This is a genomic window from Nostoc paludosum FACHB-159, from assembly GCF_014698835.1.
GTDB classification, from domain to species: domain Bacteria; phylum Cyanobacteriota; class Cyanobacteriia; order Cyanobacteriales; family Nostocaceae; genus Nostoc; species Nostoc paludosum.
The window spans coordinates 201925-222938 of record NZ_JACJTU010000009.1 but is presented as its reverse complement, the minus strand read 5'-3'; the positions used below and the strand labels follow the sequence as shown (position 1 = coordinate 222938).

Sequence of the window (21014 nt, the reverse complement as noted above, 5' to 3'; positions counted from 1 at the left end):
CACGTTTCTTAAGAGCAGCCAGAGTGGTGGCACACTACGCGCTACGAATGAAATAAACATCGGTAATTTAATCCTTTTCCCTTTTCCCCTTTCCCTTTTCCCAGTGTTTCTTGAAAGCAAATACACGAATTACCAAAGAAATCAACTGCTTAGAGACAACAGTTAATTACTAGTTTTTTTAGTCAGAGGTAATGACTTTTGCTTCTCCACATCTGGTAGTCTAAATCTAGATAAAATCAAGGCAGTAAAGCCATTGTCAACAATGGTTGCCTAGATGGGTGTGTATCAGGCAAAATTCCCTTTTAAACAAGTTTTTTGGGAAAGCGATCGCACAACGACCACTAAATGTAACGGATTGCAACGTATAATGAGAACGACAAAACCATTAAGAAATATTGAAAGGCAGTAGGGTTAAATGCGAGTAGCGATCGCGGGTGCTGGTCTAGCAGGACTTTCCTGCGCGAAATATCTTACAGACGCAGGTCATACTCCCGTTGTCTTGGAAAGCCGGGACGTACTGGGTGGTCTTGTTGCGGCTTGGAAAGACTCTGATGGCGACTGGTACGAAACCGGGTTACACGCCTTCTTTGGGGCATATCCGAATATGCTCCAATTGCTCAAGGAGTTGGGCATTGAAGACAGACTCCAGTGGAAAGAGCATACACTGATTTTCAATCAACCAGATAAGCCTGGGACATTATCACGTTTTGATGTTCCAGATATTCCCTCTCCATTCAACGTAATTGCGTCGATTCTTCGCAACAAAGACATGTTGACATGGGAGCAGAAGATTCGATTTGCGATTGGCCTACTTCCAGCAGTGGTTCGGGGTCAAAAGTATGTCGAAGACATGGACAAGTACAGTTTCCTACAGTGGTTGGAAAGGCAAGGTGTTGATGAGCGAGTAACCAGTGACGTTTTTATCGCTGCATGTAAAGCCCTCACCTTTATCAACCCCGATGAAGTTTCTGCAACGATTCTCTTAACTGCGCTCAATCGCTTTCTGCAAGAACGATATGGCTCTAAGATTGCATTTTTGGATGGTTCTCCCACAGAACGCCTATGCAACCCTATCGTTGATTACATCAGAGAACGTGGCGGCGAAGTGCGGTTAAATGCCCCATTGAAAGAGATTTTGCTCAACCCCGATAACACAGTCAAAGGATTCTTAATTCGGGGGTTAAATGGGGCAGAAGATGAAATTATCACGGCTGATGCTTACGTATCTGCCATATCAGTAGACCCGCTCAAAGCGATCTTGCCTGGCACTTGGAAGCAAATAGAGTTTTTCCAGAAGCTAGAAGGCTTAGAAGGAGTACCAGTGATCAACCTGCATCTGTGGTTTGACCGGAAACTTACACAAATCGATCACTTGCTATTTTCGCGATCGCCACTCCTAAGCGTTTATGCTGATATGAGCAATACCTGCCGTGAATACGCCAACCCTGACCGCTCGATGCTGGAATTAGTTCTAGCACCGGCAAAAGATTGGATAGCCAAATCCGATGAGGAGATTGTGGCTGCGACAATTGCCGAGTTAGAAAAACTCTTCCCCGACCACTTTGGGGGAGACAACCCAGCAAAACTGCTCAAATCTCATGTGGTGAAAACGCCGCGTTCAGTTTACAAAGCGACCCCCGGTCGCCAACAGTACCGTCCTGCACAAGTCACGCCGATTGCTAACTTCTATCTCGCTGGAAGTTACACCATGCAACGCTACTTAGGCAGTATGGAAGGTGCCGTACTTTCTGGTAAGCTGACAGCACAGGCGATTTCTGAGGCCTTCCCGGTAGCAAAATCCTCAAACCTGCAAACGCTCACCCGACCGCCTGCAACGAATGCTGCAACTGCCTGAATCCAAAGCCCGCATGAAAACGCTGGTCTCTGTGGACGAGTCCTACGAACTTTGTCGTCATCTCATAGCCAAATACTCCACGACTTTTTACCTCAGTACTTTGCTTCTGAGCAAGGAAAAGCGTCCTGCTATTTGGGCTATCTATGCTTGGTGCCGCCGTTTAGATGAACTGGTCGATGGCCCTGCATCTGCTATTACCACACCAGAAACCCTAGACCTATGGGAGCAGCAGCTAGAATCGATTTTTGCTGGACACCCATTGGATAATTTCGACGTAGCTTTGGTAGATACGGTTCAACGATTCCCGATGGACATCGAGCCTTTTCGGGATATGATTGCTGGTCAACGTATGGACTTATACCGAAGTCGCTATGAAACCTTCGAGGAGTTATATCTTTACTGTTATCGTGTTGCCGGCACTGTAGGCTTGATGTCCACAGCAATCATGGGATTGGATACTAGCAAAAATACAGCTCCGTGGAACTGCGAACAACAGCCACATAATCCCACCGAAGAAGAAATTGCCTTGGGAATTGCCAAGCAACTCACCAACATCTTGCGAGATGTTGGCGAGGATGCCCGACGCGGACGAATTTATATTCCTCTAGAAGATTTGGCAAGATTCAACTATACCGAACAAGACTTGTTCGAGGGTATAGTTGACGATCGCTGGCGTTCCTTGATGCGCTTTCAAATTGCTCGCGCACGACAGTTTTATCGCAAGGCGGAAAAAGGAATTTCCTACCTAGCTCCTGATGGTCGTTGGCCTGTGTGGGCAGCTCTAATGCACTACAGTGGGATTTTAAGCGTAATCGAACGTAACGATTATAATGCCTTTACAAAACGCGCCTACGTGCCTCAGTGGCGAAAGTTACGTTCTTTGCCAGTAGCGTGGATGCGATCGCAAGTCCTGTGAGAATTAGTCATTGGTCATTAGTCATTATGACAAATGACTATTGACTCTCCCCAATATATCTGCTAACATCATTATTCGTGACCGTGGAGAGGTGGCTGAGTGGTCGAAAGCGGCAGATTGCTAATCTGTTGTACGGCAGGCAACTCCGTACCGAGGGTTCGAATCCCTCCCTCTCCGTTTTTGAGACTTTAAGCTACATATCGCACTACATTGTGTGTAGAAAAATATTCACACAAATGTTAAGGACTTTTACTCCTTCAGAGGGATGCTATGATTTATCCTTTGGAGTCCTGATAAAGTCAAACTAACTTCTAAATCTAGTTTGAACATTACTTTTAGGCTCCTAAATATTCTGAGGAGTGAAAGTAACTTATGCGAAGAATTAGTGCAGCCTTAACCTTGAGTATAGCTACCTTGGGAAGTGGGTTCCTATTGGGAGCTTGTGAAGGCGGTGGTGGAACTAACCCCACAGCTAGCGGACTAAAAATAGGTTCCCTTTTACCCACAACAGGGGATTTAGCATCTATTGGGCAGCAGATGGCACCAAGCGTTCCCTTACTAGTGGAAACCGTCAACGCTTGCGGTGGTGTAAACGGCCAACCTGTTACCCTTGTTGCTGTAGACGACCAAACAGACCCAAAAGCCGGTGCTGCTGGTATGGCTAAACTCGCATCAGTAGATAAAGTTGCAGGTGTCGTTGGCTCTTTTGCTAGCAGTGTCTCCACAGCCGCTGTTTCAATTGCTGCTCAAAATCAAGTGATGTTGATTTCACCAGGTAGCACCAGCCCTGTATTTACAGAAAAGGCACAAAAAGGCGATTTCAAAGGTTTTTGGGCACGTACAGTTCCGCCTGATAGCTACCAAGGGCCAGCTTTAGCCCAACTCGCCACTAAAAAAGGTTTCAAGCGAGTATCTACCGTCGTAATTAATAACGACTATGGTGTCGGCTTTGAAAAAGCATTTGTTCAAGCTTTTGAAAAATTAGGCGGAACCGTAGTTAACAAAAAAAATCCTGTGCGTTACGACCCCAAAGCAACTACCTTTGAAACTGAAGCCACCGCTGCTTTCGGTGGGAAACCCGATGCAGTCTTGGGAGTTTTTTACGTAGAAACAGGTAGCTTGCTGCTGAAGTCAGCATATCAGCAAGGTCTAAGCAAAGGCGTACAGGTGATGCTCACAGATGGGATGAAATCAGACGAATTCCCCGGCCAAGTCGGCAAAGGTAGCGATGGGAAATTCATTGCATCTGGAATCATCGGCACAGTACCTGGTTCTGATGGTAAAGCATTAGAGGCTTTCAAAAAGCTTTGGAAAGAGAAAAAAGGGGGTTCACCAGGCGAATTTGCTCCCCAATCTTGGGATGCTACTGCTTTATTAGTATTGGCAGCCCAAGCCGCTAAAGAAAATACAGGGGCTGGTATAGCCAAGCATATCCGTGAAGTTGCTGACGGCCCTGGTACAGAAGTTACCGATGTCTGCGAGGGATTGAAGTTGCTGCAAAAGGGTCAAGACATTAACTATCAAGGAGCCAGTGGTAATGTAGATGTTGACGCTAACGGTGATGTTGTCGGTGTTTACGATGTCTGGACAGTAGGGGACGACGGCAAAATCAAAGTAATTGATAAAGTTACCCCTAAGTAGAAAGTGAGGAGTTAAGAGTTAGGAGTTAGGAGTTATGAGTTAGGAGTTAAGGAGTACTAACTTCTAACGTGAGAGTTGAGAAGTCAGAGTTTAGGAGTCAGAAGAATTCAAGAATTAGGAGAATTTGCGATCGATGAATACACAAATCATAGTAGGCTTGTTATCATTTTTTGCTCCTAACTCCTAACTCCTAACTCCTAACTCCTAACTCCTAACTTTTAAAAGCCATTGAAGTTGTAACCAACACCTAATAACAAGCCCACATCAGTTTGATCGAAAAATCCCGCATTCACAGACGCTGTTGCCGTAAATTGAGAATTTAGAGGCACATCGATGCCACCAGATACTAAAAAGGCAAATTCAGAATCATCGCCAGTTTTCCAAGCTGCACCCACTCCTACGTAAGGTGCAATGGCTAACGGTTCCTTAAAAGGATCTGTTGACTGGAAGGAAAAATCATAGGTGACCGGAAGTAAAATTGTGGTGTTGTCACCAAATATCGCGGATGGCCGGACTGATATAGTATTTGTTAAGCCGACTTTGCTGATTACCGCAAAATTGCCATCGCCTAAAGCTGAACTGTCACCACTCAAACCAATGTTGGCAGCAACCCCAACATAGCTGCTACCGCCACGGGTAGTTGTACCTAGATCGATATCTGATTGTGCCACTCTGGGGTCAGATGGTTGAGAATTTACTTGCACAGGCTGAGAATTAAGCGTTGCAGATGAAGTTGCCACTGTCCCTGGAATGGGTGTGAGGGTTTCCTCTGTCCCACCATGAGAAAACTGCTGGAGCTTAGTTACATTTGCTACTGTTGATGGTTCAGTTGTTTCTGTAGTCTCTAATTCAGTACTTAATTCATTGCCAGACACTACAGCTGCTGGAGCCTCCGTCAATGGCTGAGTGTTTACCGGATCGACTGTCTGGGCAATAGCAGATAAGCCGCTACTCAGGACTGTCAGAGCAGCTATACTTGGTAACCAAAAAACACCTTTACGAAGAAAACTAGTATTCACGTTCACTCACTCCTAAAACAATTATTGTCGCGAAAAATAAAGGGTTTTGTTGATTTGAGTCAACAAATTCGGACAATACTCAAAATTTAACATCAAAAAATCGGTTTTTACATCCTGGTTTTGATGGATTTATTTACTTAACAAGAAGTAGCAAATAATCAATTACTACATCCTAAATATCCGGAATTTAACAGATGACAAAAATTATCCAGGTTTTACCTGCTATTATATTTTTTGTGCTTGAGAGCAAAGCTTCTACTTACAAAGGAAGCAATCATCAATTTAAGTAAAAGCTTAGATTCCCCCAAGATAAAACTTTCTCAGTCTTTAATTCGACAACTAAGTTGGCATTTCTGCTGTTACTGGAAACTTGGTTATTATAACTCCAACTACTCCTGTAATGCGGTTGATTTTAGTGTTCAGATTTAAAAGAAAAACTGTAACCTATCAACAATTAGCTATCAATTTTCACTGATGAGCGATCGCACAGAGTTACAGTCTGCCACAACTATTCCTTAGCTAATTTGAGTTAGGCTTTAAATCTGTAACTTCAACTTCAGATCAATATTCCCTAATCCGCTCTAAAAATTTCCTTTATATAATAAAAACAGTAAATATGAACTTATATTACGAACCTTGCAAAAATATTTAGAAATTGTCTGCAAGCCAAACATAGTTTTAAGGTAGAACCTATAGGAGACACTTGAGGCAAATGTGATGAGCGGAAATAATATTCAAAACTATCGCTATGTCTGTACCCTGACCTTTGGTGATATCTACGGTCAAATAATTGTTTGGTTAATTACAATTACCCTCAGTTTGGCATCAGCCTTGGCACTAATGGGTGCTAAAAAGCCGGTATACGCTTTAGCAACAGTAGGTCTCGTTGTTCTGCTATCGCTGCCTTTCTTGCTGTTTGCGTTTGTGACTACATTGTTAAATCATATTGAAGTAGTTCCTGTAGAACCTGGAACCAAAACGGAACCCATACCAGGTAATGTGTCTCAGCAAAAACCTGTACAACTAACTAGCTAATAAGTTAAGAGTTAAGAATTAAGAGTTAGGAGTCACAGGATCTGGCTGTTAATTCTGAATTTTTAACTTTTTTCTTGAAAATAGGGAGTCGGTAAAGACGCGATTATATTCTTACGAGAAGCCGCTCTTCGAGCGTCTACGCGTCTGTACGGAGTAGGGAAGAAGTTATTTTCATGACCTTGCTGTGTGATTTATTACATAACCATCTAACTTCAAAATTTGTAATAACATCCCTGTCTATGGGCAGGGAATTTTTTTATAGAGATGGATAGTTAAGAAAGTCGGGAAAATTGCACAACCAAACATCAAAAAGGTTTTCTGCCGTACTCCTCATTCCCTGCTCCTTTTTCAAGCTAGTTCAATCAATTGAAAAAGGCTTTCATCAGGTTTCTACAATAGAACAGCAGTGGTTTGCAGTCGGGGGCTAAATAATGCTGGAACATGATGTGATTATTGTTGGCGGTGGATTGGCAGGATGTCGCGCTGCTGTGGAAATTGCCCGCACTGACCGTAGTTTAAATGTTGCTGTGGTTGCCAAAACCCATCCCATTCGTTCCCACTCGGTGGCAGCCCAAGGTGGTATGGCTGCGTCGCTGAAAAATGTTGATTCAGAAGATAGCTGGGAGGCACACGCTTTTGACACTGTTAAGGGTTCTGACTATTTAGCAGATCAAGATGCCGTGGCAATTCTCGCCCAGGAAGCGCCAGATGTGGTAATCGACTTGGAACACATGGGCGTTTTGTTCTCGCGGTTACCCGATGGTCGCATTGCTCAACGGGCTTTTGGCGGACATTCCCATAACCGGACTTGCTACGCCGCAGACAAAACTGGTCACGCAATTTTGCATGAATTGGTTAACAACCTGCGGCGCTATGGCGTGCAAGTTTATGAAGAGTGGTACGTGATGCGTCTCATTTTAGAAGAGGGGCAGGCCAAGGGCGTGGTGATGTTCCATTTGTTGGATGGGCATGTTGAGGTTGTACGGTCTAAGGCCGTAATGTTTGCGACAGGCGGCTATGGCCGAGTTTATAATACCACCTCCAACGATTACGCTTCTTCAGGTGATGGTTTGGCTATGACCGCGATCGCCGGTTTGCCCTTAGAAGATATGGAGTTCGTGCAATTCCACCCGACAGGTTTGTATCCAGTTGGGGTGCTGATTTCCGAAGCAGTACGCGGGGAAGGGGCGTATTTGATTAATAGCGAAGGCGATCGCTTTATGGCTAACTACGCACCTAGTCGCATGGAACTGGCTCCTCGTGATATTACCTCACGGGCGATCGCCTACGAAATTCGCGCAGGGCGTGGTATCCATCTCGACGGTAGTGCTGGTGGCCCCTTTGTCTATTTGGATCTGCGGCACATGGGTAAAGAAAAAATTATGAGTCGCGTTCCCTTCTGTTGGGAAGAAGCCCATCGACTAGTGGGTGTTGACGCTGTAACTCAACCTATGCCAGTGCGCCCGACAATTCATTATTGTATGGGTGGTATCCCAGTTAACACTGAAGGTCAAGTCCGCAGTAGTGGTGATGGTTTAGTTGAGGGGTTCTATGCTGCTGGGGAAACAGCTTGTGTTTCTGTCCACGGAGCAAATCGCTTAGGTAGTAATTCGCTATTAGAATGTGTAGTTTATGGCAAACGCACTGGGGCGGCGATCGCCCAATTTGTCCAAAAACGTAAATTGCCCTCTGTGGATGAGCAACGCTACCTCAACGAAGCCAAGCAACAAATTCAAGCTTTACTAGAACAACCAGGACAATATCGCATTAACCAAGTCCGTCAAGCCTTCCAAGATTGTATGACTGAGTACTGCGGTGTTTTCCGCACTGAGGCATTAATGAGTGAAGGGTTACAAAAACTAGAAGAAATCCAACAGCGATATCCCCAAATTTATTTAGATGACAAAGGTAGTTGCTGGAATACGGAACTTGTAGAAGCCTTGGAACTGCGAAGTTTAATGGTAGTGGGACAGACGATTTTGGCCTCAGCCCTAAATCGCCAAGAAAGCCGCGGCGCACACTTCCGCGAAGATTATTCCGACCGAGATGATGCTAACTTTCTCAAACACACAATGGCTTACTATTCACCAGCGGGAATTGATATACAATATCGGCCTGTAGCGATTACTATGTTTGAGCCAAAAGAACGGAAGTATTAGTTATTAAATCTTGGAAATTAAAATACAATTTCTTTTAACGATTTAAATCTTGCGTATAATATTTGTTCGTTATACGCAATTTTGATATTTCAACATGTTTATTTAGCACTCAGTCAAGAAGAACAGTAAGTTTCTATTGCTTATGCTTAATGCACCAATTTTTATCAGTTATCGAAGAGCTGATAGTGCTGCCGAAGCTGGACGTTTGCACAGTACTATTCTTCAAGAGCTAGGAAAAGGTACTGTATTCATGGATACATCTTCCATTGAACCTGGAACACAATGGCCACAAGAACTGGAAGATTCTTTGCAAAAGGCTCAAATTGTCATCGTAGTTATAGGTACTGAATGGATTCGCATTAGTGATGAATTTGGGTTGCGTCGTATAGATCAAGAAGATGATTGGGTTCGTCGGGAAATTGAGTTTGCACTTCGTGAGGATAAAAAATTACTACCGTTATTAATTAGGGGTGCTAAAATGCCTCCCTCTAATAAGTTGCCTACATCAATTAGTGCCTTAACTAAAAGACAGGCAGTAGATATTCGGGATGCATATTGGGATCATGACATCAAGCTTGTTCTTGAGCAATTAAGATTAGTTACGGATCAAAATAAAAAGAGTGAACGTTCCCTTAAAAGCAAGAATCCCTGGGGAATCTACCCCACTCCTCACCCAGAAAAACCGGAACCAATTAGTGATGAGAAACTTCAGATTGCACTCAGTGGTAACTTATCAAAATGGAAAAAAGTAGTTAGTCCGCTTCCCGAAGATTCAACTAAAGTGCGTGTTGAAATTTTTCGCCACTACAACTTCAAAAGTTTCCGCTATGCCATCGAATTTATGAATCAGGTTGCACCTGGGTGTGATATTGCACTTCACCATCCTCGATGGGAAAATGTTTGGCGAACTGTTAGAGTCTATCTAACAACTTGGGATATTGGTCATCAAATCTCTGACCGAGATATTCAATTAGCAAAATATTTTGATAAGGCTTTTTCTGATTTTCCTGGAGCCAAACTGGATAGTTAGGCTGTCACTAAAAGTTGAAAACGCTTTATATTCAAGCTGGTTTGAAGGATGAGATTGCAGTCATAATTAATCAAAATGGGAATTGGAAATTTGTTCTACGATCAGAACCTTAACCAAATGACCAATATAGAACTAAAACGGTATATTTCAGAACATAGATAATGATGAAGAAGCATTTGGGGCTGTATTGTAAGTTTTGATGAGTCTTTGTGACTCTGCTACAGAACAACCTTATCCTTTCGAGCTAGACAATGCTGAGAGCGAGGTAGAAGCTCTGCTTTTAGAAAAACTTAATCGAAGTGAGTGAAAAGCGATCGCCAACCATAACACCTAAACCATCAGAGGTGGTAACCCAGTGATGTAAAATCCTGGAGATAGTAAAAGATGATTAATAGAGTCTCAAGAGAATGGCACAGGATAGGAAAACGGTTGTAATTACAGGTGCCTCTTCGGGGGTCGGTTTGTATGCTGCAAAAGCTCTTGCCCAGAGAGGATGGTATGTGGTGTTAGCATGTCGGGATTTAGCAAAGGCACAACAAGCTGCCCAAGCGGTGGGAATCCCTTACAACAGTTATACCAGCATACATATTGACCTTGGTTCCTTGGAAAGCGTTCGACAGTTTGTGAAAAACTTCCGCGCAAGTGGCAACTCCCTCGATGCTTTGGTTTGCAACGCGGCAATTTATATGCCCTTATTAAAAGAACCATTACGCAGCCCAGAAGGTTACGAGTTAACCGTCACTACCAATCATCTTGGGCATTTCCTTTTGTGCAACCTCTTGCTAGAAGATTTACAGAAGTCTTCTTCACAGCCAAGGCTGGTGATTTTGGGAACTGTCACCCACAACCCAGACGAACTCGGTGGAAAGATTCCCCCGCGTCCAGACTTGGGTAATTTCGAGGGTTTCGCAGCAGGATTTAAAGACCCAATTTCGATGATTGACGGCAAGAAATTTGAACCCGTTAAAGCCTACAAAGACAGCAAGGTTTGTAACGTGTTGACCATGAGAGAACTGCATCGGCGCTACCACGAGTCAACCAAGATTGTCTTCAGTTCTCTCTATCCCGGATGTGTTGCAGAAACGCCACTATTCCGAAACCACTATCCACTGTTTCAGAAACTTTTCCCATTATTTCAAAAGTACATCACTGGCGGATATGTGTCTCAGGAGTTGGCTGGAGAACGGGTTGCTGCTGTTGTTGCCGATCCTGAATATAATCAATCCGGTATCTATTGGAGCTGGGGAAATCGTCAAAAGAAAGATGGAAAGTCCTTTGTTCAAAAAGTTTCTCCTCAAGCCCGTGATGATGAAAAAGGCGAGCGGATGTGGGAACTCAGCGCCAAGTTGGTTGGAGTTGAATCGCCAAATGTGGTTTTGCGTTAACCTTGTGTATGATTAATCGATTCATCAATTCAGTTTTTTGAATGAATTGACATGATGCACAAGTCAACAATGGTTGAGGTGATTATTAAGTCATCTCAACTATTGTTTATATTTTTACTGGATTTTATTTTCAGATGTGAGCTTTAATTCTGGCATAATCTTCAGTAAAAGCAAAGAAGATTGCATGATCAATCTCAATCATAAATTATCAATAGTATGGCCGAATAAATACAGGAATTTCTATAAAAAGCTCATTCTGGTTTCAGGACTATTTCCGTTTTTCTCTTCGTCAAAATAGCCTGTTTATAAAACAATATTCTTTACCAATCTTTAGAATTTTTCATCTATTCACCACCTGAACTTAAATTTCTGTCTGCTTTTAATGGAGAATTTCAGATGTAGACAAGCACAGAAATTTCAGAAAATATGATGCTAAGTCTAAATATTTAGTATTCTGGACTGCTTAATATATTAAACTAAATCACCTATATATAAAATTCCACATATTTGCGGAGGCTGTTTAATTTCAAAAAAGCGAAGCTCGATGAATTGTGCGATCGCATTTTTACATAGTAAGAAAAATAGCGATCGCACTTACAGTATCAATCAAAGTCTGATTTGGCTTGTGATTGTGTATCACAAGGTTTAAGGAAAAATGGTTATGGCAGCAGAAGAAGGATCGATTAACCTCATCAAAGATCTAAATACCAGTGGAGTTTCCTCTAACCCAGCATATTTAACCAATGTCAACGGTACACTATACTTCGTTGCGATCGACAACAGCGGTGGCTATGAACTGTGGAAGAGTGATGGCACCGAGGCTGGTACTTTCCGTGTTAAGGATATCTTCTCTGGCACAGCTAGTTCTTATCCGCAAAACCTGACCAATGTTAACGGCACGCTGTACTTCAGTGCCACCGACAGCAGTGGCGGCAATGAACTGTGGAAGAGCGATGGTACCCAAGTGGGTACTATCCCCGTCAAGGATATCTTCTCTGGCATAGGTAGCTCTAACCCCCAAAATCTGACCAATGTCAACGACACGCTGTACTTCGTTGCCACCGATAGCAATGGAGGTCGCGAACTGTGGAAGAGTGATGGCACTGAAACTGGTACTATCCGCATCAAGGATATCGTCCTGGGAACAGGTAGCTCTAACCCCCAAAATCTCACCAATGTCAATGGAACACTCTACTTCAGCGCCAGCGACAGTAGTGGGGGTAATGAACTGTGGCAAAGTGATGGCACCGAGGTTGGTACTATCCGCGTTAAGGATATCTTCTCTGGTGCAGGTAGCTCTAACCCCCAACATCTAACCAATGTCAACGGCATCCTCTACTTCGTTGCCTATGACAGTAGTGGTGGCTATGAGCTGTGGAAGAGTGATGGCACTGAAGTTGGTACTATCCGTGTTAAGGATATCTTCTCTGGTGCAGGTAGCTCCAACCCCCAAAATCTCACCAATGTCAACGGCACGCTCTACTTCACTGCCACTGACAGCAGTGGCAGTTCTGAACTGTGGAAGAGTGATGGCACCGAGGCTGGTACTGTCCGCGTCAAGGATATCTCTGCTGGTACGGGTAGCTCTAACCCTGCGTATCTGACTAATGTCAACGGTACGCTGTACTTTAGTGCCACTGACAGTAGTGGAGACAATGAACTGTGGAAGAGTGATGGCACCCAGGTGGGTACTGTGCGCGTCAAGGATATCTTCTCTGCTATCGGTAGCTCTAACCCTGCATATCTAACAAATGTCAACGGTACGCTATATTTCGTTGCTTATGACAACATTGGGGGCAATGAACTGTGGAAGAGTGATGGCACTGAAGTTGGTACTGTCTGCCTCAAGGATATCTTTTCTGGCATAGGTAGCTCTTACCCTAACAACCTAACTTATATCAATGGCAAGCTCTACTTTTTTGCTGACAACGGGAACACTGGACAAGAACTTTTTGTGCTTGACCTGAACAATACTCCCACTGACCTGAGTCTGAGTGCCACCAGTGTTGACGAGAATGTTGCTACCAATACAGTAATTGGTAACTTTAGCACCACTGACCCTGATATAAACGACACCCATACCTATACCCTAGTTTCAGGTACAGGCGACACAGATAACAGCGCCTTTACCATTGTTGGTAACGAGTTACGTATCAACGTCTCCCCCGACTACGAAACCAAGGATAGCTACAACATCCGTTTACGCACCACAGATGGAGGAGGCTTATTCCACGAGAAAACGATCGCGATCGCAGTCAACAATATTAATGATGCCCCTACGCTGGAAAATAGTATTACCGACCAAATAGCAATAGAAGACACCACCTTCAATTCCACAACTGACAGTCTCATTGCTGGTTCGGGCAATAGTAACTTGTTGGGCGGTGTAGGTAACGATGTACTCATCGGTGGAAGTGAGCAAGATGGCTTCAACCTGGCTGATATCTGCACTGGAGGCTACAATCCTATTGCTGATTTTGCGGGTGAAAATGATACTATCTCCATTTCCAAAGCAGAATTTGGATTGAGCCAACCTCAGGATACAACGCTCAATTCGACCTTGTTCCAGCTTGGGGCTAGTGCAACAACGGCAAGCGGCTTTATCTATAATCAAACTATCGGCAACCTATTCTTTGATAAAGATGGAGTTGGTGGTACGGCACAAGTTCAAATCGCCCAGTTCTCAAATTAGGCAATACTGGCTAGTGCAGATATTACTGCGATCGCCTAACTTTTCCCAGAGTAAAATCACAGTAAAGATATGCCGCCCAGTCTCAAACTCTATCTTGAGACCATTTTTGCAGAGTGTTACGCACAAGCAGTTAAGCAAACAAAAGCTGAAACTGGTTTGTCGGTGGAATCCTTTCCTGCGAGTTTTCCATATCAACTATCAGAAGTTATAAATGATGAATTTTTACCTCAGTAAACGCTGAATTTAGGTGTATGTTTTCGCTTATTTACGCAACAGGTAATAAGCGTGTAAAGGTTTTACAGCTTATGTCCTAATTTAATTGGTAACTGCTATATCTGTGGTCTTGACTTGTACCTGAAATATAGGTATAATTGCACTCACAACAGAAGGGGAGTAGCTGCTGGCAAAAAATTTATCAGCCAGTGCATCTGAATCAACATACTGGCGATAAGCCTGGTTCAGGTGGCAAGTAATAAAATATTTGAAAGCGAGACCTTCACTAAGTTCACACCGAAAAGTGTAAGCTTGGTGAGGTTTTTTGGCTCTCATCAAGCTTCACATCGGGCAACCATTTTTCAGGAGCTTGAGAGAGTGTTAACAGCTTTTACCGCAGGTTTGTTATTAATTACAGTTTCAGAACTAGGCGATAAAACATTTTTTATTGCTGTAATTTTGGCAATGCATCACTCGCGACGGCTGGTATTCACAGGTGTGGTAGCTGCCTTAGCCGCGATGACAATTCTTTCGGTGCTATTTGGACAGGCAGCGTCGTTATTGCCTAAAGTTTATATTCATTATGCTGAAATAACTTTGTTTATCGCCTTTGGTATCAAACTGCTCTACGACGCTAGTAAGATGCCTGCCTCTGCTTGCGACACTGAAATTGTAGAAGAGGCCGAAGCTGCGGTAAAGCAGGCAGATTTGCAGCTACCAAAGCGAAAAAGTTCCTTATCAATTTTAATAGAAGCCTTTGCATTAACCTTTATGGCAGAGTGGGGCGATCGCACTCAAATTGCCACCATTGCCTTAGCAGCCGGCAATAATCCAATTGGAGTAACCACAGGTGCAATTTTGGGACATGCGATTTGTGCAGCGATCGCTGTTATCGGCGGCAAAATGATTGCAGGCCGCATTTCTGAACGTCAACTAACCTTGATTGGCGGATGCCTGTTTTTCATCTTTGGTATCGTTGCTGCCATTGAAGGAGTGTGAGAATTGGGCATTGGGCAAGCAGCAAGTGTGGGAGGGGTGGGAGGTGTGGAAGGTGTGGGAGGGGTGGGAGGTGTGGGAGGTGTGGGAGGTGTGGGAGGTGTGGGAGGATGGGGAAGCATTAATTCTCTTTCCCCCCACACTCCCCTCTCTTCCCACACTTCCCACACTCCCCTCTCTTCCCACACTCCCCTCTCTCCCCTCTCTCCCCACACTCCCCACACTCCCCTCTCTCCCCACACTCCCCTGCCTCCCCTGCCCCATGCCCATCACTTAGGTTTATCCGACGGAGGTGTGCCAGATGCAGCCGGATTGGGGGTGATAGGATCTGTCGCGGCTTTGTTGATTCCGTCTTTGTATTGAGCGGGTGCTAAAGCTGCGGCGCGATCGAATAAAGGTTTTGCTTCTGCATTTTTGCCCTGCTTTTTCAGGAGCATCGCTTTTGCCACAACGGGACGAAAATCTTTCGGATCTTTCTTTATTGCCTGGTCATATACAGAGGAAGCTTGGGCGTAGCGTTTCTGGGAAGCGTGAACATTACCTAACAACACTTGCACGGCCACTGTGTCCATGCTTCCAGGTTGATTTGTATTTGCTTGGGCAGCATTAGTAAGAGTATCTTGCAATAAGCCAATGGCTGCTTCCGGGCGTTGTTGACTGAGCAGCAGAGCCACCATTCCTTGTAAAGCGTTCAAATCACCCGGCTTTGTGTCTAAAATCGAGCGATAAGCTTGGGCGGCTCCTTCGCGATCGCCTATTTGCTGTTTGGCTTGAGCCAAGAGTACTGCGTATTCTGACTGTTCAGGATTGAGTTTAGCTAGCTTTTCTAGAGGTTCAATAACGACTTGAATATCAGAAGGTTTGACCTCGCTTTTTTCTTTTTGGCTGAGTAATTGTAGCCGCGCTTCTAATAAGCCTTTGAGCGCAGTCTGATTTTCTGGTTCCCTTTGCAAAACCAGCTCATATCCCCGTACTTGGTCTTCGAGTTTTGATTTTTGGTCAGAGGAAGTCAAAGTGCCTTTGGTGTTAGCGGTATTCTGGCTAGAAAATGGCGTATTATTCAATGCTCCAAATAAAGGAATCACCGAAACACCCACAAAAGCGAGAATTGCCAGCACCAAAATAACTTGAACTATCCAGCGATTGCGCGGTTGAGACACAGTTTTGTCTTTCTCCTGAATTCTAATGACATTATGATTTAGACAAATCGTAAAGTTAAAAATTTCCAAAACTTTGCGGAATACCGCTCATTGTCTGTGAATTTTATAACAATTAACTATCCACACTGCTAAAGTAAGTGATGACTTTAGGAGGAGCCGTCAGAATTGTAGCTGTGATATGCTTCCGAAACTAGTGTCTAGAGCGCTAGATTAGACTTTTAGTGTTTACACACTAAATTTAACGCCTTTAGGATTGTGTAGAGTACTCTAGTGTGACTTTGTGAAAAGTAAATATACTTTCTTTACTCCGCACAAACGCTCTTTTCAGCTGCCTTTGTTAAATCCCAAAATTGGGATGTGTCTGTGCCGCAAGGAGTTTTTATGAATTCCGACCTGATGCCATTGCCCGAATCTTCCAATTCTTCTGCCTCTAACCAGGGAAAAAATACCATAGAGGTAGCCGCTAATGTTATTAATACAGCAGCAAACCAGTCCTCTAAAGTTGAAAATTCGCCTGTTAACCCCAGTGAGACTGACCCAAATGGGAACTTAGCCAATCGACAGCAACCGATTCCGCCTCCCAGCGAGCCGATGCAATATCGAGCCATCGGTTTAGTCCGAGGTCGATATCATGCTAGCAGCGAACAATTTACCCAAGGTACGCTGCTAACCACAGATGGTGTAGAACTCAACGCCGTCCTTTTAGGGCGGATTATGAGCCTAGTCAAGAATCACTTAGACTTAGAGAAAGAACATTTGTGGGTAGTATATCCACGTACAAGACAAGAAAATGATACTTTGCATATTCAAATTGTAGGAGTTTGGGAGCCAGAAAACCTGGCTAAAAACTCAATAGATGAGGACGAGCTAGACTCGGAGTCACAAGAGGTAGAAACGCCTGATGATGGCTTATCTGAAAACTCTGAACTCAATACAATTCCCGTGATACCCTCATCAGAAATTGCAGATGGTGGCTTTTCTGTTCGTGGTGAGGTAGTATACCAGTCTTTTGATGCTAAGAGCTTGGTAGTCAAAATTAAGCAAGCTCCACGCAAACCAACTGATAAACCCAAATATTTTAAATTGAAATTGAGGGGTGTGCTAACCACCAAAGCAGTAGGGAAATTCTGGGACTTCCAAGCTAAGCGGGAAGCTGATGTTTTAGTGGTAGAAAAAGCTGAGGCGATCGCTGATTTGCCCAAAAAACGCAGACCAGGAGTTAAAGGAGGCCCTCGTGGTGGTGGTGGTAGAAAACCATTCCCCCCCAGACGCGGTAGCGAAACTCCCCGTCCCATCAAGAAAGCAAGTGCAGGTAGCGATACTCCTGTAATTTCCAAACCTATACCCAAAACACCCACTCCTAAGCCCATTAAGCGGCCGAAACCACCCCAAGAGTAGGGATAAGGGGACAAGGGGACAAGGGGACAAGGGGAATAATTCATAACCAATGCCCAATGCCCCATGCCCCATGCCCAGTCTCCAAGATCAAAAATCCGTCCAACGATCTTGGGGTAGAAAAGAACGCTCCATTGGAATTGGGGAAACTGGTTCTGTAAGGGTAAACTTACCTGCTTCAATCCACTGTTTTAACTCTAGGGCAACTTCCCTGGAAAAAAACAAACTCGCTAAGGGGGCAGAGCGTACCGCTTTGCCCTCGATGGTAATCCGCCCAGATTTGAGTTGGGTGTAACTCACTAAACCAAAGGTGGGACGCACCCGACGCGGAATGGAAAAGTCTACGATTGGGGCTACTAAATCTTGGTCTTGGACGGCACAGCGTTCAACTACTTGTTCGTTTAATACCGGAAGTGGTACACCAACGCCTAACATTAATGAAGGGCCGTAACTTTTGAAGTAACAACCCCGTACCCAATGAGCATCCATTTGCTTGGCATCGCCAATTAAAGCTAGAGTAGCCGCAGGGCCAATGGGTGTACGATTCGCTAAACGCTTTTGTAAGGGAAAGTGCTGAGTGCCTTCCCAGGCGACATAGCCAACACCACCGCCTAAAAAAATTCTTGTACCTATACCAATAAGTTGCAGTTCCGGGTCGTTGAGTAATGGGGAAATAGCGCCGGGATTAGAGTAAACGGCATTCCCCAAACGCGGTTGTAAAGGCCCCAAGTAAGTAAAAAGTGGGCGATCGCCACCATTCACACCAACGATAAAATTTTGATAAAGATTACGCGGATTGAATAAATAAAACTGATTTATTGTTTCACTGGTAATTGTAGTTTCAAATGTTGCTCTGGGGTAACAATCTGTTACTTGCCCTTGCGCTCTGACGTGTATCGGTTTACCAGCGATCAAATCTTCGATGACATGACCGCCACCGCGTTCTCGCGCTTCCTCGCCATCCATCACTTCCACAGCACAACTGGCGCCCAAATATAAATCTACCGCCCCAAAACCAGAGTAAGCTGGAACACCATCCAACCAACAACGGCGAATTTTGATTGGGGGGTCAGTGTGTCCAAGGTTGATAATTGCACCACTTGATTCCATCGGCTCAAAAGTTCCAGTGGTAATGACATCAACTTCTTTGGCAGCTTTAGTAACACCGATTTCTATAACTCGTGCTTTTAATTCTTCGGTTGTCAACACTACCGCACGTTGGCGGCTAATTTTTTCGTTAATTTCTGCAATTGTTCGCATCTTAATTGGTGCTAGCGCCTTTTATTGTCTTCTTTTATAAATGACAGATGACATAATTTCTTCTTGAAATAGTTATAAAATTCAAGTTTTTTTAAGGCCGAAGCCGACTAAAACCCATACAACAAGCCGACGGCCTCTTCATGGACTCATAAATGCCATTCAGAGCGACCTTCACAACACCGTAACTATCACTACGCTAGATGCTATCCAAAAGTAAAATTTTTAGCTAACTTTCAATCTGTATACTAAGTATCCTTTCTTAGCTATCTTCCCGATAGCCGTAAAATTAATACAACAAAAGTCTTGCGTTATCAATCAAATGTATGTATGGTTAAGATTGACCACAGTTTACTACATTATACCCGTTAATAAACTGAGAAAGAAGCAATGACTACTTCTGAATTAACTAATCTTGAAAATAAAAACCAAAGCCAAATTTCTGATACATTTGAAAATTTATCCTCTCAGCCAGAAGAAAAAAGATTATTTACCTTAAAGGTAATTGAGTATTTATTACTTGCGATTTTTGTCTCTTCTGTTCTGTTGATTAGTTTTTACTCAACTGATAGAACAGTTGTAATTTATGGAACGATATCTCTAACTATTTTGTTTTTTTTGTTATTAATCAATAGACAAGTATTTCAGAATTCCAGAAAGTTGGCTGACAAGTCAGAATTAGCCAAAAAAGCTGAACTTTATACTTACCTATTGGCTAATAATAATTCTTGGAATCAAAATACTCTGACTTTAGCTAGAAAAAAAGCTTTACAATACTGTCAAGATTTGATTGATGATTATAAAAGAATTAAGAATGTCTCAAGGAACCTTTACTATGTTTTGCAAATAGCAACGGTTATTTTATCAGGGGTTACACCAATTTTAGTTCTAGTGGATAAATTAGAAACAGGACAACCTTGGTTAAAGTGGCTCCCCGTTCTTTGTCCGGCTCTTGCTTCCATACTCGCCAGTATAGTTACCTCTTTTCCTTTTCAAAAGAATTCCATTGCTGCTAATACAGCCGTTGAATTGTTAGAGGCTGAACAAGAAAAATTTATCTTGGGAGTTACTCAGCCTTATCGTTGCTATGATGTGTCTGACGAAATTCAACAGCAGCAAAAAGCCAGTCAGGCATTAGAATACTTTATTGTTCAAGTGAACAACATTCATCTCAACCAAGTGCAACAAGCCTCTGAAACTCAATCAGAGAAGACAGAATCTGCTCCATCTAACGAGCCAAATCAAGAGGCAATTAGTGAGAAAACAAAGTGATGAATTGCTTCTGGTAAGAAATCAGCTAGCTATTCTCCGTGGTGATTTTTGCCAACAAGATTTATTAATCTAACTCTAAAGATTGAATTCCCGATTTTTTAAAAAGTCGGGAATTTTCTTATTTACAAATGATTTATTATTATTGCAGTCGTCAGCTATGTTAGGACATACAGGGTCAAAAAGCTAATCTAAGAAGATGTAAAAGATTATTTTTTAATTAGGAAGACAAGAAAATTTTACTCTAGAAGTACTTGTCCGAGTCGCTTTAGAATCTGTAAAACTTCACCCAATTCGTGTCGGCGAGGAAATAGCGAAAACGTGCGTGATACGTCGTACTGAGGAGTATCTGTGAAAGTGAGCTTGAGAAACACAAATTCATCACCGTTTGTTGCCATACCGAATACTGGGCGATCGCTCCGGTCATTACTGAGCATATAAGCTAATAATTGCGGTAATGCGGCTGGAACTGGAATACTTGTTCGCTTGGATTCAACAACCAAAATCCAAAGTTGTTCTTGTACAACTAGTGTGTCGATAAAACCGCGAATTGTTTCTTCTGGATCGTCGAGTTCTAAAGCGATACCATAGGGTGAGCGAATTCGGAAAGGTGGATCGAGAAAACCTGCAAGTTCCAACAATGGAGAAACTACTAGGAGGTTAATTGTACCTTCTAATAGCAGACCATCGATACGATGATAATCATAACGCTGTTTGATTCGAGCAATACCTACTTTTTCTTGGGGATTAAGTTCTGGTAAGTTTTCAAACCATTCTACGAAGAAATGATCGCTATCTGTTTGACGCAAATTACAGCGAGTTTGTAAATCGCTCAAGCTTTTAATATTGTCAGTAATTCCGATGCGAGAAACCATTTACTGCCATCTCATTATTGTTCTTACTTTAGCTGCGAGAAATTTTCTCTATAGCAATCCTATTTCAGTTGTGAAAAATACCTGTTATGGTTGTTATTTGACTACCGTTGACAGTCA

At 43.3% G+C, this 21014-nt stretch carries 19 protein-coding genes and 1 tRNA gene; 15 read left to right on the top strand and 5 right to left on the bottom strand.

Translation table 11 applies throughout. From position 1 onward, the window contains the following. Window positions 1-415 precede the first annotated feature (415 nt). The 4 genes from pds to H6H03_RS12125 all read left to right on the top strand — a co-directional run bounded on the left by pds (window position 416) and on the right by H6H03_RS12125 (window position 4412). The gene (gene pds / locus H6H03_RS12140; protein ID WP_190955372.1) at window positions 416-1855 is read left to right on the top strand and encodes a 15-cis-phytoene desaturase; all 1440 of its coding nucleotides are present in this window, start codon (window positions 416-418) and stop codon (window positions 1853-1855) included. Continuing rightward, window positions 1839-2771: a 15-cis-phytoene synthase CrtB gene (gene crtB, locus H6H03_RS12135; protein WP_190955371.1), complete on the top strand. Its 933-nt coding sequence runs from the start codon at window positions 1839-1841 to the stop codon at window positions 2769-2771. The genes pds and crtB overlap by 17 nt, the downstream gene beginning before the upstream one ends. Before the next feature lie 85 nt (window positions 2772-2856). Beyond that, a tRNA-Ser gene (locus tag H6H03_RS12130) sits at window positions 2857-2948 on the top strand. Window positions 2949-3143: 195 nt separating this feature from the next. Next, a complete protein-coding gene (locus H6H03_RS12125; RefSeq protein ID WP_190955370.1) occupies window positions 3144-4412 on the top strand; it encodes an ABC transporter substrate-binding protein in 1269 nt (422 codons plus the stop codon). A gap of 218 nt (window positions 4413-4630) precedes the next feature. On the opposite strand, the gene H6H03_RS12120 is transcribed toward H6H03_RS12125, so the two are convergent. Beyond that, window positions 4631-5431 (bottom strand): hypothetical protein, encoded by an 801-nt coding sequence (locus tag H6H03_RS12120; RefSeq protein ID WP_190955369.1) that lies wholly within the window; start codon window positions 5429-5431, stop codon window positions 4631-4633. A 717-nt stretch (window positions 5432-6148) separates the two neighbouring features. On the opposite strand from H6H03_RS12120, the gene H6H03_RS12115 reads away from it, so the two are divergent. From H6H03_RS12115 to H6H03_RS12090, 7 genes are all read left to right on the top strand, one after another. Then, complete coding sequence (locus H6H03_RS12115) at window positions 6149-6466, top strand: hypothetical protein (RefSeq protein ID WP_190955368.1); 318 nt, start codon at window positions 6149-6151, stop codon at window positions 6464-6466. Between the two features lie 431 nt (window positions 6467-6897). Next, complete coding sequence (locus tag H6H03_RS12110) at window positions 6898-8625, top strand: succinate dehydrogenase/fumarate reductase flavoprotein subunit (protein ID WP_190955367.1); 1728 nt, start codon at window positions 6898-6900, stop codon at window positions 8623-8625. A 142-nt stretch (window positions 8626-8767) separates the two neighbouring features. Beyond that, window positions 8768-9655, top strand: a complete 888-nt coding sequence (locus tag H6H03_RS12105) for a 4a-hydroxytetrahydrobiopterin dehydratase (protein WP_190955366.1) — start codon at window positions 8768-8770, stop codon at window positions 9653-9655. A gap of 75 nt (window positions 9656-9730) precedes the next feature. After that, the gene (locus H6H03_RS41995) at window positions 9731-9817 is read left to right on the top strand and encodes a DUF6887 family protein (protein WP_390842210.1); all 87 of its coding nucleotides are present in this window, start codon (window positions 9731-9733) and stop codon (window positions 9815-9817) included. A 245-nt stretch (window positions 9818-10062) separates the two neighbouring features. After that, window positions 10063-11040 carry a protochlorophyllide reductase gene (locus tag H6H03_RS12100; RefSeq protein ID WP_190955365.1) on the top strand — a complete coding sequence of 326 codons (978 nt, stop codon included), beginning with the start codon at window positions 10063-10065 and terminating at the stop codon, window positions 11038-11040. A gap of 661 nt (window positions 11041-11701) precedes the next feature. Beyond that, window positions 11702-13732, top strand: a complete 2031-nt coding sequence (locus H6H03_RS12095; RefSeq protein WP_190955364.1) for an ELWxxDGT repeat protein — start codon at window positions 11702-11704, stop codon at window positions 13730-13732. Between the two features lie 69 nt (window positions 13733-13801). Then, window positions 13802-13966, top strand: a complete 165-nt coding sequence (locus H6H03_RS12090; protein ID WP_190955363.1) for a DUF29 family protein — start codon at window positions 13802-13804, stop codon at window positions 13964-13966. Window positions 13967-14047: 81 nt separating this feature from the next. Here the strand turns inward: H6H03_RS12090 and H6H03_RS12085 are convergent, their stop codons facing one another. Continuing rightward, complete coding sequence (locus tag H6H03_RS12085; protein WP_190955362.1) at window positions 14048-14281, bottom strand: hypothetical protein; 234 nt, start codon at window positions 14279-14281, stop codon at window positions 14048-14050. A 42-nt stretch (window positions 14282-14323) separates the two neighbouring features. Between H6H03_RS12085 and H6H03_RS12080 the strand changes: the two genes are divergently transcribed. Both H6H03_RS12080 and H6H03_RS12075 read left to right on the top strand, forming a co-directional pair. After that, on the top strand, window positions 14324-14944 hold the full coding sequence (locus H6H03_RS12080) for a TMEM165/GDT1 family protein (protein WP_190955361.1): 621 nt from the start codon (window positions 14324-14326) through the stop codon (window positions 14942-14944). A gap of 3 nt (window positions 14945-14947) precedes the next feature. Continuing rightward, window positions 14948-15304 carry a hypothetical protein gene (locus H6H03_RS12075; RefSeq protein ID WP_190955360.1) on the top strand — a complete coding sequence of 119 codons (357 nt, stop codon included), beginning with the start codon at window positions 14948-14950 and terminating at the stop codon, window positions 15302-15304. On the opposite strand, the gene H6H03_RS12070 is transcribed toward H6H03_RS12075, so the two are convergent. Beyond that, the gene (locus H6H03_RS12070) at window positions 15211-16101 is read right to left on the bottom strand and encodes a tetratricopeptide repeat protein (protein ID WP_190955359.1); all 891 of its coding nucleotides are present in this window, start codon (window positions 16099-16101) and stop codon (window positions 15211-15213) included. The two genes, H6H03_RS12075 and H6H03_RS12070, sit on opposite strands and share 94 nt — an antisense overlap. A gap of 381 nt (window positions 16102-16482) precedes the next feature. Here H6H03_RS12070 and H6H03_RS12065 point away from each other — a divergent pair, with 381 nt between their 5' ends. Continuing rightward, the gene (locus H6H03_RS12065) at window positions 16483-17499 is read left to right on the top strand and encodes a hypothetical protein (protein ID WP_190955358.1); all 1017 of its coding nucleotides are present in this window, start codon (window positions 16483-16485) and stop codon (window positions 17497-17499) included. A gap of 87 nt (window positions 17500-17586) precedes the next feature. On the opposite strand, the gene H6H03_RS12060 is transcribed toward H6H03_RS12065, so the two are convergent. Next, window positions 17587-18756 carry a homocysteine biosynthesis protein gene (locus tag H6H03_RS12060; RefSeq protein WP_190955357.1) on the bottom strand — a complete coding sequence of 390 codons (1170 nt, stop codon included), beginning with the start codon at window positions 18754-18756 and terminating at the stop codon, window positions 17587-17589. Between the two features lie 387 nt (window positions 18757-19143). Here H6H03_RS12060 and H6H03_RS12055 point away from each other — a divergent pair, with 387 nt between their 5' ends. After that, window positions 19144-20025: a DUF4231 domain-containing protein gene (locus tag H6H03_RS12055; RefSeq protein WP_190955356.1), complete on the top strand. Its 882-nt coding sequence runs from the start codon at window positions 19144-19146 to the stop codon at window positions 20023-20025. 236 nt (window positions 20026-20261) lie between these two features. On the opposite strand, the gene H6H03_RS12050 is transcribed toward H6H03_RS12055, so the two are convergent. Further along, window positions 20262-20897 carry a type I restriction endonuclease subunit R gene (locus H6H03_RS12050; protein ID WP_190955355.1) on the bottom strand — a complete coding sequence of 212 codons (636 nt, stop codon included), beginning with the start codon at window positions 20895-20897 and terminating at the stop codon, window positions 20262-20264. Window positions 20898-21014: the final 117 nt, after the last annotated feature.